This window comes from Terrabacter sp. MAHUQ-38 (assembly GCF_014518425.1).
Lineage (GTDB): Bacteria > Actinomycetota > Actinomycetes > Actinomycetales > Dermatophilaceae > Terrabacter.
In genome coordinates this window covers 835693-848161 of record NZ_JACVCU010000001.1, presented here as the reverse complement: position 1 = coordinate 848161, position 12469 = coordinate 835693, and the positions used below count along the sequence as shown (strand labels likewise).

The 12469-nt window shown below is 71.2% G+C and carries 13 protein-coding genes; 7 read left to right on the top strand and 6 right to left on the bottom strand.

Features of this window, described 5'->3' with window-relative positions; genetic code table 11:
- Positions 1 to 129: 129 nt before the first annotated feature.
- On the bottom strand, positions 130 to 2037 hold the full coding sequence (locus H9I49_RS04015; RefSeq protein WP_188029001.1) for an amidohydrolase: 1908 nt from the start codon (positions 2035 to 2037) through the stop codon (positions 130 to 132).
- A 101-nt stretch (positions 2038 to 2138) separates the two neighbouring features.
- Here H9I49_RS04015 and H9I49_RS04010 point away from each other — a divergent pair, with 101 nt between their 5' ends.
- Both H9I49_RS04010 and H9I49_RS04005 read left to right on the top strand, forming a co-directional pair.
- Complete coding sequence (locus H9I49_RS04010; RefSeq protein WP_188029000.1) at positions 2139 to 3176, top strand: LacI family DNA-binding transcriptional regulator; 1038 nt, start codon at positions 2139 to 2141, stop codon at positions 3174 to 3176.
- On the top strand, positions 3173 to 3433 hold the full coding sequence (locus H9I49_RS04005; protein WP_255523596.1) for a VOC family protein: 261 nt from the start codon (positions 3173 to 3175) through the stop codon (positions 3431 to 3433). Before H9I49_RS04010 ends, H9I49_RS04005 begins: the two co-directional genes overlap by 4 nt.
- Here the strand turns inward: H9I49_RS04005 and H9I49_RS04000 are convergent.
- Positions 3418 to 4674 (bottom strand): MFS transporter, encoded by a 1257-nt coding sequence (locus H9I49_RS04000; protein WP_188028999.1) that lies wholly within the window; start codon positions 4672 to 4674, stop codon positions 3418 to 3420. The genes H9I49_RS04005 and H9I49_RS04000 overlap by 16 nt on opposite strands.
- Before the next feature lie 68 nt (positions 4675 to 4742).
- Here H9I49_RS04000 and H9I49_RS03995 point away from each other — a divergent pair, with 68 nt between their 5' ends.
- A complete protein-coding gene (locus tag H9I49_RS03995) occupies positions 4743 to 5282 on the top strand; it encodes an ABATE domain-containing protein (protein ID WP_188028998.1) in 540 nt (179 codons plus the stop codon).
- Between the two features lie 85 nt (positions 5283 to 5367).
- Here the strand turns inward: H9I49_RS03995 and H9I49_RS03990 are convergent, their stop codons facing one another.
- Together H9I49_RS03990 and H9I49_RS03985 are read right to left on the bottom strand one after the other, a co-directional pair.
- Positions 5368 to 6168 (bottom strand): isocitrate lyase/phosphoenolpyruvate mutase family protein, encoded by an 801-nt coding sequence (locus tag H9I49_RS03990; RefSeq protein ID WP_223128246.1) that lies wholly within the window; start codon positions 6166 to 6168, stop codon positions 5368 to 5370.
- Positions 6169 to 6239: 71 nt separating this feature from the next.
- A complete protein-coding gene (locus tag H9I49_RS03985) occupies positions 6240 to 6830 on the bottom strand; it encodes a carboxymuconolactone decarboxylase family protein (protein ID WP_188028996.1) in 591 nt (196 codons plus the stop codon).
- 293 nt (positions 6831 to 7123) lie between these two features.
- Here H9I49_RS03985 and H9I49_RS03980 point away from each other — a divergent pair, with 293 nt between their 5' ends.
- The 4 genes from H9I49_RS03980 to H9I49_RS03965 all read left to right on the top strand — a co-directional run bounded on the left by H9I49_RS03980 (position 7124) and on the right by H9I49_RS03965 (position 10378).
- Positions 7124 to 7327, top strand: coding sequence for a cold-shock protein (locus H9I49_RS03980; RefSeq protein WP_009777120.1), 204 nt, complete (start codon positions 7124 to 7126; stop codon positions 7325 to 7327).
- A 170-nt stretch (positions 7328 to 7497) separates the two neighbouring features.
- Entirely contained in the window at positions 7498 to 8388 is an 891-nt protein-coding gene (locus H9I49_RS03975) for an SDR family oxidoreductase (RefSeq protein WP_188028995.1), read from the top strand.
- 100 nt (positions 8389 to 8488) lie between these two features.
- Positions 8489 to 9280 (top strand): alpha/beta fold hydrolase, encoded by a 792-nt coding sequence (locus H9I49_RS03970; protein WP_188028994.1) that lies wholly within the window; start codon positions 8489 to 8491, stop codon positions 9278 to 9280.
- 72 nt (positions 9281 to 9352) lie between these two features.
- Positions 9353 to 10378 (top strand): molybdopterin-dependent oxidoreductase, encoded by a 1026-nt coding sequence (locus tag H9I49_RS03965; RefSeq protein ID WP_188028993.1) that lies wholly within the window; start codon positions 9353 to 9355, stop codon positions 10376 to 10378.
- A gap of 36 nt (positions 10379 to 10414) precedes the next feature.
- On the opposite strand, the gene H9I49_RS03960 is transcribed toward H9I49_RS03965, so the two are convergent.
- Both H9I49_RS03960 and H9I49_RS03955 read right to left on the bottom strand, forming a co-directional pair.
- A complete protein-coding gene (locus H9I49_RS03960) occupies positions 10415 to 11200 on the bottom strand; it encodes an alpha/beta fold hydrolase (protein WP_188028992.1) in 786 nt (261 codons plus the stop codon).
- Between the two features lie 195 nt (positions 11201 to 11395).
- Positions 11396 to 12466: a HAMP domain-containing sensor histidine kinase gene (locus tag H9I49_RS03955; RefSeq protein WP_255523595.1), complete on the bottom strand. Its 1071-nt coding sequence runs from the start codon at positions 12464 to 12466 to the stop codon at positions 11396 to 11398.
- Between the last annotated feature and the right edge of the window lie 3 nt (positions 12467 to 12469).

The following is a 12469-nucleotide window of genomic DNA, read 5'->3' as shown; positions in this document are numbered from 1 at the left end:
GGTGCCCCGATGCGCTCCCCTAGCAGTGTCCTCCCGTCGGACGCCGCATGGTCGAGAAAGTCGCAAGGTCGTGGAGCAGCGCGCGGCCGGACGGTGTGGCAGCCGCAGCAGGACCGGGCGTGCTGCCAGTCACGGTGTCGGTCGGTGGCCGCAGCAGGCGTGCGGGTCTCGGCGCGTGCCGGCATACCGGCTCACCGCGGTGAGCGAGCCCGTGGCCGCAGCTGCCCGGTTCGCGGCTTCACGGGCGCCGCTCGAGCCGGCGTCGTGCACCACCTCGCCGGCGATCAGGGTGTGTTGCACGACTGTGCCGCGGATGTCGTTGACCGGCACCCGGGCCAGGTCGCGGTCCAGGACCATGAGGTCGGCGCGCCGGCCGACGGCCACGGTGCCCGTGCGTTCGGAGTGCAGCTGCTCGGCCGAGCCCCTGGTGTGCATCCGCAGCGATGCGTCGCGGCTGATCGCCTCGCCGGCGACGAGCGGGGTGGTGTCGCCCACCGGGTCGAGGCGGTCGATGGCGGTGGCGATCTGGTTGAACGGGCGGAACGGGTCGACCGGCCAGTCCGACCCGCCGACGAGAGTGGCGCCGGCTCGGGCGAGGCTCTGCGCGGGGTAGAGCCGCCCCCACCTGGACGGGCCGATGAACGGTTCGAGGGCGTCGAGGGTGAAGACGTTTCGCACGGCCCACTGCAGCTGCATCGACGCGAGCGTGCCGAGTCGGACGAAGCGGGCGAGGTCGTCCGGGTGCACGAGCTGCAGGTGGGCGATGGTGTGCCCGCGACGCTTCGAGCGCCCCCCGCCCGCCAGGACGGCGGCCTCGTAGGCATCGAGGGCGGTGCGCACGGCGCGGTCGCCGATGGCGTGCGAGTGCATCTGCCAGCCGGCCGCGTCGAGCGCGATCGCCAGTCGGGCGTACTGGGCGCTCGTGATGTAGAGGTCGCCGAAGTTGTCCGTGGGCTGACCGTCGGCGTCGAGGTAGGGCGTCAGCAGTGCGGCCGTCTGGGCCGGGAACTCGATCACGCCGTCGACGAACACCTTGGTGGTCGTGACGTGCAGGCGCGGGTTGTCCTGGTATGCCGCTTGCAGGGCACGCAGCCAGGCGACGGTCTCGCGCGGGGCGAGGGTCTGCTCGACCGAGAGTCGCACGGCGGGGGTGACGTGCTGCAGCAGCAGGCCCTTGGCCTGCAGCTCGGCGTAGGTCGCGATGCTGTCTGGCCCCGACGCCGCGTCGAGAAAGGAGGTGACGCCCTGGGAGAGGAGGAAGGTCGCCATCGTCGCGTACGCGGCATCCAGCCGGTCCTGCGACGGCGGGGGGATGACGTCACCGACGAGGCCCTGCGCGTTGTCCTTGAGCAGCCCCGTGGGTTCGCCGGCGGCGTCCTTGACGATCTCGCCGCCGGCCGGGTCCGGGGTGTCCCGGGTGATGCCGGCGAGCGCGAGCGCCCGGCTGTTGACGAAGCTGTTGTGGAAGTCGGAGCCCTGCAGGTAGATCGGCCGGGTGGTGGCGATGGCGTCGAGCTGCGCCTTGTTCGCGACCGTGCCGGCCGGCAGCAGGCCGACGGGGTTCCAGTCCGTCACCTGCAACCACGCGTCGGGGCCTGCGTCCGAGGTGGCGTCGATGAAGCCGGTGAGGATCTCCTGCAGCTGCGCCACAGTGACGCTGGCGTTCTGCAGCGACGGGTTGAGCGACTGCGCGGCGGCGCCCAGCGGATGCATGTGGCCGTCGTGGACGCCCGACATGATGCTGCCGCCGGCCGCGTCCACGACGACGGTGCCCCGCGAGATCCAGCGGCGCACGTCCCGGGACCGGCCCACCTCGAGGATGCGACCGTCGGTGCCGATCGCGACCGCCTCGAGACCGCCGCCCCCGCGCGCGGTGCCGGTGAAGACCCGGCCGCCGAGGATCACGGTGCGCGCCCGGCGCGCAGCCGTGTTCGCGTCAGCGGCCCTGGCCGTGCCTGCGCCTGCCGTCAGGGCCGTCAGGGCTCCCACGGCTCCTGCTCCGGCGACGAAGCTGCGACGGCTGATGCTCGGTGTCACGTGAACCTCCGGATGCGTGGGGCGCCGGCCTGGGCGAGCGCGCTCTGGTGCTGCTCGGCCCGACGCTGGATGATGAACGCGTTCACCACAAGGGGGTAGCCATGACCTCTCGGCAGCGGCCGACCGTCAGGCAGGTCGCCGCAGCCGCCGGGGTCTCCGCGGCAACCGTGTCGAACGTGCTCAACGGCACGGGTCGCGTCGGCGAGGCGACCCGGGCCCGGGTGCTCGCCGAGGCCCAGACCCTCAGCTACCTGCCCTTCACCTCGGCGCGAGCGGGAGCCCGCGGCGGCACCGGCATGATCGGGCTCACCCTCACCACCTACGGCGACGCCGCCGTCGACTACACGCAGATCCCGTACTACGCCGACCTCGTGCTGGCCGCCATCGGTGCGGCCATGCGGCGCGGCTACCTGCTCGTCGTGCTGCCCAGCTCACTGTCGTCGTGGTCCTGGCTCTCGACGCCGCTGGACGGGGTGATCCACTGCGAGCCGCGCCTGGCCGACCCGGTGCGCGGCATCCTCGAACGTCGGCAGATCCCGATGGTGTGCATCGGGCGGCCCGTCGAGTCACGGCGCGGCGACTACTGGGTCGACACCCGTGACGAGGTCGCCGTGACGGAGCTGCTCGACCATCTCGCGGCTGCGGGCGCGCGCAGGCCCGCGGTGGTGGTTCCTGACCACGACGACTCCTACCCGATGCTGGTGCGTCAGGCCTGTCGCAGCTGGGAGGCTGCTCACGGCATCCCCGTGCAGCTGGTCTCGTTCCCGCTGGTGCCGGGCTACCCCGTCGCCGAGCAGCGGGCTGTCGACGAGCTGCTCGACCGGCCGGATCGACCCGACGCCCTGGTCGGGGTCTACACCGACTCGGGCACCCACATCCTGCGCGCCGCCGAGCGGCTCGGTCTCTCTGTGCCGGATGACCTCAAGGTGGCCTGCATCAGCGAGGACCCCGGCTACGCGTGGACCGAGCCCCCGGTCACCACCGTCAGCCTCCAGCCGCGCCTGCTCAGCGTCGAGGCGGTCGACCTGCTGCTCGCCGTGATCGACAACCGCAGGGGCGTGCGCCGCTGGCGGCTCGTCGACCCGACCCTCCACCCGCGCGCCTCCACCGCAGCCGCCTCCACCACATCAGCCATGTGACGAGAGTCCTCACAGCGCGCGCCGAACCCGACAGGCCCCTCGCCGAGGTCGTGGAGCTCACCGTCGCCGGGCACGAACCCGGCCCCTGTGGCTGGTGCAAGGACAAGTTCGGCGTCTCCTGGCAGGTCATCCCGCGCGAGCTGGAGGAGCTGTCCGGCGACTACACCAGCGCGGCCAACCAGCGGGTCCGCCAGGCGATGCTGAAGATGGGCAGGATCGACGTCGCCGGGCTTCGGGCGGCCTACGACGACAACTGATCCCCCCGACGCGCTGTCCAGGGCGAAGGCACGGTCGGTGAACGCCTGACGCCGGCACCGGCCAGCGCCGCACTGACGAGCGCGACTCCGGCGACGGCCACCAGCGTCGACCGGGGTCCAGACCCCGCCGCGAGGCCGGCCAGAGCCGTCCCGGCTGATGCAAAGGCCACCTTCGTTCCCGCGACCGTCACGAAGACAGAGCCGCGGGCGCCCGGCGGGGCGAACTCGCCCCTGGCGGCGAGGCTCAGCACGGTCTGTGGCGCCACGACGACGCCGAGGACTGCGTACGTCACCAGCAGGGCTGGGAACCACCCGCCCGTCAGGACGGCCGTGAAGAGCACCGGGGCTGTCAGGCCGACGAGAAGCATCCCGCGGTCGGGTGCCATCCGCGGCGGACGGACGGTCAGGGCGAGCCCGCCGCCCAGGCCGCCCAGGCCGAATGCCGCCGCCACCCACCCGCCGTGGCCGCTCGCGTGCTCCTCGCCCAGGCTCATCCCCGCGAGCAGAGCGGCCGCGACGAGGAGTGCACCGACCCAGGTGAGCAGTGCGACCCGGCGCAGGGGGACGTGGCGGAACACCGCGGCCGGTCCGGCGCGGGTCCCGGGCGCTGACGGGTCCGCGCCGTCCAGCAGGTTCGTCCGAGCGTGCTGGTGAGCGGCTGCTGCCTGAGCTGGTGACGTGCCCACCACAGGCAGGCACAAGACCAGGACGGCGCCTACGAGCCCGAGGGCACTCAGCGCGAGCAGGCCGCCGCGCGGCGAGACGGCAGCGGCCAGGACCGAGACGATGACCGGAGCGCCGGCTCCGGCCAAGCCGTAGGTGAGGGCATCGAGCGCGCGAAGGCGTCGGGTCCGGGCGTCGGCGGTACGGCCCTCCACGAGGCTGCTCAAGCCACCGGTGAGCATGGGCCCGGCCGCGCCGGCACCGAGCGCGGTGAGCAGGACGAGCGGCAGCGGCGTGTGGCCGAGCCACGTCGTCACCATCGCGAGCAGGGCGGCGAAAGCGGCTGCTGCCGCGGCCACGACCCGGCGCGGGTCGGCGATGCGGTCCAGCAGCGGGGCGGACAGGAACCCCAGGGCGTGGGGAGCGGTGAAGGCGGCGGCGACGAGCCCGGCGGTGCGCAGCGGCGACGACACGTGGGTGGCCGTGCAGAGCAGCACCAGACCGACGGTCGTGCCGGCGTCCATGCACCGGACGAGCACTGCCGCCAGCACGTAGGCGCCGATGCGGCTGCCACTCATGTGACACTCCTTCAACCGGTTACACCGTCGACGTTGCCAGATGGCTTGTAACTGGTCAAACTGGTGACATGGCCATGTTGCACATCGCGGGCAATGCCGCACTGGACTTCGTGGGCACGGTGAGCGAACGCGGCACGGCCGACGAGGAGGGACTCACCGACGGTGCCGCCCTCGCGAGGTGGTACGTCGAAGCGGGGCTCGTCGACCGGCCGCCGAAGGTGGACGCAACGCACCTCGCGGAGGCTCGCCGGCTTCGTGAACACCTGCACGACCTGGTGTGCGCACTGGTCGAGGGGACGCCGTTGCCCGAGCGCAGCCGCTCGTCGCTCAACCGTGTGGCTCGCCGGCCGGGGACGGTGCAGACGATCGGCCCTGACGCGCGACGGGTGCGCCGAGGAGACGCCGGCGCCTGCCTGGCCGCCGTGGCCCAGGCCGGCGTGGAGCTGTTCGACCGCACCGACGGGGCCGTCGTGCGCTTCTGCGCCGACGACCGCTGCACGCACCCCTTCCTCGACCGTTCCCGCAGCAAGCTGCGGCGCTGGTGCGACATGGACACCTGCGGGGACCGCGCCAAGGTGCGCCGCTACCGCGGCAAGGCGTCAGCCTGACCGGCCGGACGGCATTCAGCCGATCTCCGAACAGTCGAGGCGGGGCGGTTCCCTTCGGGCCCTGGCCAGCTCCGAGGTCGGCTCCTCAACGACCAAAGAGGGCATCGACATCCGGCAGCTGCTCGAACGACGAGACGGTCCCCTCGTCGGCGATCTCCCTGGCGGCCTGCAGGAATCCACCCCACGCGGTGCGCGCGAGCGTGCCGCCGACGCTGATCCGCCGCACTCCCAACCGTGCCGCCTCTTCGACGGTCGTGAACGGGGCGTTGAGCAGCAGGTTCACCGGTTTGGGTGACGCCGCGGCGACGATGGCCGCGACGTCCTCGAGCCTGCTGATCCGGGGGGCGTAGAGGCAGTCGGCTCCCGCTTCGGCGTACGCGCGCAGCCGCCGGATCGTCTCGTCGATGTCGGGACGTCCGACGACGAACCCCTCGGACCGGCCGGTGAGCAGGACGCCCGATCCGCTCTCGTCGATCGCACGTCGCGCGGCGCTGACGCGCTCGACGGCCAGGTCGAAGTCGAAGAGCGGGTCAGTCTCGTCGCCCGACGAGTCCTCGATCGAGAGCCCCGCGATCCCCGTGTCCACGGCTCGCTTCACGTTCGCCGCGACCTCGGCCGGAGCCACGGCGAAACCGCCTTCGAAATCAGCGTTGACCGGCACCCCGACCGCGTCCACGACCGCGCGCAGGTGCTCGAGCATCTGCTCGAGCGTGACCTGGTTGTCTGCCAGACCCAGCGTCCACGCCATTCCGGCGCTTGTCGTGGCCAACGCCTTGAACCCCATCTGTTCCAGGGCCCGCGCGCTCCCGACGTCCCACGGGTTGGGCATCACGAAGCACCCCGAGGAGTGCAGGCGGTGAAACTCGGCGATCGGATCGTCGTGCACGGTCGTGCCACCCCTCGTCATGGGACCGGAGTCTGCACTCTATTTCCGATCCCGTGCCCCTGCACTCCGGCTCAAGCCTCGGCGACGGCGCGTCCGACCACCATGGACGGGAGGACGCCGGGAGCGAAGGTCTCGGCGGTCTGGACGTCGAGCTGTGCGCCCAGCCCGTCCAGGACGCGTGTGAAGAATGACCGGGCGGCCGCCGCGAACACGATGTCGGCGATGTCGGTGTCGGTGAGTCCGACCTCACGCAGCGCATCGACGTCCTGCTGCTGGATCGACGACGCGTCCCCGGCCACCCGCGCGGCGAACGTGTAGACGGCCCGGTCCTGCTCGTCGAGGCCTGCACCGCTCGGGTCCTCGGCGATGGCGATCATCGTGGGCTCGTCTCCGCACTCGTCCCGCAGGAACTTCGAGTGCGCGGCGGTGCAGTAGGTCGAGCGCAGCGCCCGGGCGGCGCCGATGGTGGCGATCTCGTACCGGCGGCGGTCCATTCCGTCACGCACGGTCTTGTTCAGCAGGCTCCAGGCCTTCGCCACCTCCGGCCGGGTCGAAAAGGCTTGGGCGAAGTTCGGAAGAAACCCCCAAGCACCTTTCTGTTGTTGGTAGAAGTCCGCCAGCGTGCCGGCAGCGGAATCCTCGGGGACGGTGTCGATGAACATGCCCCGATCCTCTCCCCACCGGGCACAGTCCCGCTGGCGTTTGGCTCGGCAATCGCGAGCGCAGCACCACCGAACAGCTCCGCTGGACGGACCTGGCACCCAGCGCGCACGCAAGAAGACCGGGGCAAGTTCACCTGCGGCTGCTACCGTCGTTCCCAGCTGTCGTCCCAGTCCGCGCAGGGCTGGGCACGACCGAGCCGCCGTGCGAAGGTTCGCGTGTCGCGCTCGTCGTGATCATCGGCAGCCTGAGGTCTCCACACGGGAGGCCTCGCTAACAAGAAGAGGCAACACCAGTGGCAACAGGCACCGTGAAGTGGTTCAACAGCGAAAAGGGCTTCGGCTTTATCGAGCAGGACGGCGGCGGCGCCGATGTCTTCGTTCACTACTCGGCCATCGAGAGCGGCGGCTACCGCGAGCTGCAGGAGGGCCAGAAGGTCGAGTTCGACGTCACGCAGGGCCCGAAGGGCCCCCAGGCGGAGAAGGTCAAGGGCATCTGACCCAACACAGCCTCCGGTGACTCCGGTCCCGAGCGAATCCCCCGACCAGCCGGTCGGGGGATTTCGCTGTCTCAGGCGTCCTCGCACTGCGGACGATAGAATTCGGTGCCTTCGGACGTCTGCGGCGTCGCCGGTACCCGGAGTGTCACGCCAAGGGAGTGTGGTCGCCGATGTTCCTGGTCGTAGGTGCCACGGGAGAGCTGGGCGGACGCGTCGTCCGCCTCCTGCGTGCCGACGGACACGACGTCCGGTGCCTGGTCCGGGCCGGCAGCGACGACGCCGCGCTACGTGAGGTGGGAGCGAGCGTGGTCCGCGGCGACCTCACCGACCCACCGAGCCTGCGTGCCGCCTGCGAAGGGGTGGAGACGGTTGTCGCGACGGCGGCCGCCATCGCCCGCATCCTCGCCGGGGCGCGCACCCCGACGATCCGAGAGACCGACGAGCGCGGCATGCTCGCGCTGGTGGACGCCGCCGAAGACGCGGGCGTCCAGCGGTTCGTCTACCTGTCGTTCCCACCCGAGCACGCGACCGGTACGCCCCTGGAGCGTGCCAAGCTGGCCGTCGAGAAGCGTCTCGGGTCATCATCCATGCGGACCGTCATCCTGCGTTCGGACGCGTTCCAGGAGATCCACCTGGCAGCCATCGGGCGCTTCGACCTGGCAGCCGGGAAGGTCTCGGTGATCGGCAAGGGGGACACCAGGCGGCGCTGGATCGCCACGGACGACGTGGCCGCGCTCACGACCGCCGTCGCGGTCGAGCCCGACCCGCCGGCGATTCTCACCTTCGGTGGTCCCGAGGCGATGAGCAAGAACGAGGCCATCGCCCTCGCCGGACAGCTCACCCATCGACGGATGAAGGTCCAGCGCATGCCCCGACCGGTCGCCCGTCTCGCGATTCGTGTGCTGACCAGGCGCAACGACGCACTCGCCTCCGTCTTCGGGGCCGGCCTTCAACAGGACGTGGTGGAAGCGACCTGGGACGACGCGCCATTACGCGAGCGGGGGATCACGCCGCGATCGGCCAGCGACTTCCTCCGGCAACAGGCCCGCGAGCTGGGCTGAGCAGAACGCTGCCGCAGGTGGGCGAAGCACCTTGCCACGCCAGGAAGTCCACGACCTGGACCCGGGTGCCGCGGACGGTGCCACGCTATCGTCGGAGCCCATGTTCGGCATACGAGGCAAGACGGCGCATCTGGCGTGGTACCGGACCGATGACGCAGTGGCCGACGTGGCCTTGCTGCACGGCTTCAGCGACTCTGCGCAGTGCTGGGAGCCGCTGATCCGCGAAGTGCCCGGGATTCGGGCGCTCGCGATCGACGCGCGGGGGCACGGCAGGTCCGGGCTTCCGGAGGACCCGTCCCGCCATGCCGCACACGGCGAGGATGCCGCGCTCGTGTTGTCGAGCCAGCCGCGCGACGGCGGTGTGATCGTCGTCGGTCATTCGATGGGCGCGATGTCGGCCGCGCACCTGGCCGCCGCCGAGCCGAGCCTGGTGCGTGCGGTCGTGCTGGAGGATCCGCCACCCGGAGAGCGCCGTGCCGGCCAGCGGGACGGATCGAGGACCATGCCGACCTGGCTCGCGGAAGCCCGAGCACTCGACCTGCCGTCCCGGATCGCGCAGTGCCGATCCGACAACCCCGACTGGCCCGATGACGAGCTCGAGCCCTGGGCCGTGTCGAAGGCCCAGCTCGACCCACACCTGTTCGACCAGCCGTCCCCGGAAGCGACTCCGCTGACCGACGTGCTGGCCGCGGTCACCTGCCCGGTGCTGCTGATCCACGGCGACACCGAACGCGGCTCGCTCATCTCCACCGAGTACGCCGCACGCTGCGCCCAGGTGGCGGCCGGCGAGTTCCGGGCGGTGCGCATCGCCGGTGCCGGCCACTCGGTGCGCCGGGACAACCGCCCCCGCTACGTGGCTGAGCTCACCGCATTCCTCGACCGCCACAGCTGAAGACCCGTCACTGCACGCGGCCACTCTCGACGTCGTGCGGCCGGTCCGCCAGGGTCGCGGCACACTGGACTGATGGTCGTGTTGTCCCGGCCCAGCCGGCGGACCAACCTGGCGCTCCTCCTGCTCCTGGCAGGGGCTTTCGTGACCGGCTGGCTGGCGTTCGGGGTCGAGGGTGCGCCGGCGTCCAGGGCCGTGAGCGTGCTCCACGGCGTGGTGGGTCTCGGCATCCTGGTGCTCGCCCCGTGGAAGACCGTGATCGTGCGACGCGGACTGCGCCGGCGTCGCCGGCACGCTCTCGCCGTCGCGTTCGCCGTGGTCGTCGCGGTGTGCCTGCTCGCCGGGGTCGCGCACGCCACGCTCGGTCCCCTCGAAGTGGCCGGGGTGAGTGCGCTCGACGTGCACGTCGCCTCCGCCGTCGCGGCCGTACCGCTCGCACTGCTGCACGTGGTCCGTCGACCTCAGCGGGCCCGAGCGAGCGACCTGTCTCGACGAACCGCGTTGAGAGCCATCGCCGTCGGCGGGGCCGCGGCCCTGGGGTACGGCACGCTGGAGTCCGTCACGTCGGTGGCACGGCTCCCCGGCGCACACCGTCGCGCGACCGGGTCCTACGAGGTCGGGTCCGGTGCACCTTCCGCGATGCCGGTCACGCAGTGGTTCACCGATCGGGTGCCCCGCATCGACGTGGGCGCCTACGAACTGCTGGTCAGCCGGCCCGACGAGCCGACTCTGCGGATTGCATACGGTGAGCTGCTCGCGATGACGGGCACGACCCGGTCAGCGGTCCTCGACTGCACGGGCGGGTGGTGGGCCGAGCAGACCTGGCGCGCGGTCCGGCTGGACACCCTGCTCGGGACCTCGGGCTACGGATCGATCGCTGTGCGTTCGGTGACCGGTTACACGAGGCTGTTCCCGGCCGAGGACGCCTCGGCGCTGCTGTTGGCCACGCACGTCGGCGGCGCCCCGCTCTCGGCCGGCCATGGCGGGCCGGTCAGGCTGGTCGCCCCGGGACGTCGTGGCTTCTGGTGGGTCAAGTGGGTCGAACGCGTGAGCGTCGAACCGCGACCATGGTGGCTGCAGTCGCCGTTCCCGCTGCAGTGAGCGACACGTCCCGCCACCACAGCGGGGCCGCCGGCATCAGGCCCTGACCGCGGCGACGGCATCGGTGATGACGGACGCGATCTGGTCGGGCACCTCGTTCGGCAGGAAGAAGACGCTGCCCGGAACCGTCACGATGGTGACCGTCGAACAGGCCTCCAGCGTGTGCCGCTCCGCGTCCGTGAGCCCGCCGTCGCCCTTCTCGGCGTGGACGACCCATGCCGGCACGCCTGAGCGGCACAGCATTGCGGCGTGGTCCTCGCCGCTCGTCAGCCACTTCAGGTAGGCGCGAAGTCCGAGGCGCATGTCCCGCGCGGTGGTCCTGCGGAAGTCCGCGGCAAGCTCGGCCCGCCGCTCGGGTGGTACGGGGATGCTCTTCACCATCGACCCGGCGCCCTTCTTCATCAACGCCATCGGCAGGCTGCCGAGCACCCTGGACAGCCTGATGACGTTGATGAAGAACGCCGACTCGTCGGGCAACGACAAGCTGATGCCGAGCAGCACCGTGGGGCCGGTGAAGAGCTTCTTCTCGACCAGCTCCAACGCCACGTTGGCACCCATGCTGAACCCGACCACGACATCCGCACCGGTCTCGGCCACGAGCTCCGCCGTCGACCGTCCATAGGCCTCATGGCTGTAGTCGTCCGGGGACGGCGCGCCCGCGTGTCCGGGCATCGTCGCCGCCACCAGCCGCAGCCCGGACAGGCTGGGTTGCTGCATCAGCTCCAGGTAGGAGCGCGAGCTGCACATGCCGCCGGGCAGCAACAGCACGGTGTGCTCGGCGTCCGCCGGACCCGACTCGAACAGCTGCCAGTCAACGCCCACATCGCACCTCGCGTCGCCCGATCCCTTCAACTGTACGCCGCGTCGTCGGAGTCCTCACGGGTCGAGATGGTTGCCCGGTGGGACGGGCCCGTGGGTGTCGAACTGGTCACGTGAGGTTCGGCGTGCATCTGCCCCTGATGGGTTTCGGGTGTCAGCAGTTCAGCGTTGCGCACCTTGTCGAGCGGCCCCTCCGGGTCACCGGGTCCCGGCGGGTAGCTGCGCCGTGACGCGGATCCCGCCGTCGGGGCGGGCAACGATGGTGAGCTCTCCGTCGTGCGCTCGGGTGATGCTCTTGACGATCGCCAGGCCGAGCCCGACACCGGCATGGTCACTGCGTATGCGTTCGGTGCCCCGCTGGAACGGTTCGGTCAGTGTCGAGACCAGCTGTGGACTGAGCCTGTCGCCGGTGTTCTCGACGGTGAGCGTGACGGACTCGGGGGCGAGCGCGGTGTTGACCTGGACGGTGCCGTGTTCGGGGAGGTTGTGGACGATGGCGTTGTGCAGCAGGTTCGTGGTCAGCTGCAGGAGGAGCGCGTGTGAGCCGATGGCGGGGGTGATGTCCCCGGACGTCTCGATGGTGACGCCGTGCTTCTCGGCGAGGGGCAGGAGTGTCTCGGTGGCTTCCTCGGCTATGAGGGACAGGTCGACGCGCTCGCGCGTGAAGGATCGCTGGTCGGTGCGGCTGAGCAGGAGCAGCGCTTCGGTGAGCTCGATCGCTCGGGTGTTGACGGCGCGGAGCCGGTCGACGAGCTCGGCGGTGTCGCGGTTCGGGTCGTTGCGGGCGACGTCGAGAAGGGTCTGCGTGATCGCCAGCGGGGTGCGCAGCTCGTGGGACGCGTTGGCTGCGAACCTCTGCTGTTCGGCGACGTGTGCTTCGAGCCGGGCGAGCATGGCGTCGAAGCTGTCGGCGAGCTCGCGGAACTCGTCCTTGCTGCCTTCGAGCCCGATCCGGTGGGAGAGCGACCCCTTCGCAGCCCTGCGGGTGGCGTCCGTGATCCGGGTCAGCGGCGCGAGCATCCGGCCGGCGAGGACCCACCCTCCCAGCAGACCGAACACCAGCAGGAACACCATCGCCCAGGCCGCCTTCGGGGCGAAGGCGCGCACCAGGTCGTCGCGGTTGGGCGATGAGGGACGCGGGCCGATGATGAACGCCGCCTTGTCGGGCACGTAGCGCAGGAGGAACACCCACACGACCGCCAGCAGCAACCCGCCTGCGAGCATGAGGAACCCGGCATAGCTGAGGGTGAGCTTGAGCCGAACGCTCAACCC